Source organism: Poseidonocella sp. HB161398 (assembly GCF_005870025.1).
Lineage (GTDB): Bacteria > Pseudomonadota > Alphaproteobacteria > Rhodobacterales > Rhodobacteraceae > Mangrovicoccus.
On sequence record NZ_VATA01000243.1, the window covers coordinates 1 to 889 of the forward strand.

General features: G+C 64.7%; 1 protein-coding gene. It reads left to right on the top strand.

From position 1 onward, the window contains the following. On the top strand, positions 1 to 889 hold an 889-nt coding region (locus FGX59_RS37045; protein WP_138473494.1), incomplete at both ends, for an IS30 family transposase.

The window sequence follows — 889 nt, forward strand, 5'->3', positions numbered from 1 at the left end:
GGTACATTCTATCCTGGCTTGCGACATCTCCACTATTCTTCGTGAAAACAGGAGATTGCCAGATGGCGCATGTCGAGCTCGACCTCAGGGAACGGCGGATCATCCAGAAGCTTTCCGACCAGGGCGTGCGCGTGGCCGAGATCGCGCTGCAGGTCGGCCGCCACCGTTCCACGATCTACCGCGAACTCAAGCGGAACCGTTGCCGCTTCGAGGACGAGCCCGAGCTGAACGGATACTATTGCTCGATCGCCCATGGATTTGCCGCGGATCGGCGCCGCCGCCGCACAAAGCTGCTGCGGGACCCCGCACTGCAGACGGCGATCATCGATTGCCTCGCGGCCGGCTGGTCGCCCGAGCAGATTGCAGGCCGGATGCGTCACGAGGAGCTGGCCGTCCGGGTCTGTCACGAGACGATCTACGCCTTCGTCTACTCGAAGGACGGCCAGGCCGCCGGTCTTGCCCGCCATCTGCCGGAACGGCGGAAGAAGCGGCGTCCGCGCCCCGGCCGCAAGCCGCGGGACCGCGTCTTCCCCGCTGACCGCTCGATCCATGCGCGCCCCCAGAAAGTCAATGAACGCAAGGGGTTTGGCCATTGGGAAGGTGACCTGATGATCTTCAAGCGCAACCTTGGCGACGCCAATGTGCTGTCCATGGTCGAGCGGCGGACCCGCTTCGCGGTGCTGATCCGGAACAACGACCGCAAGGCCGGTCCGATGGCGGACACGATCATCAATGCCCTCTCGCCTCTGCCCTTGGCGGCACGGCAGTCGATCACCTTCGACCGCGGATTCGAGTTCACTTCGTGGCGCGAACTCGGCACCGGCATGGGCACCGAGGCATGGTTCTGTGATCCCCAGGCGCCGTGGCAGAAGGGCCAGGTCGAGAACCT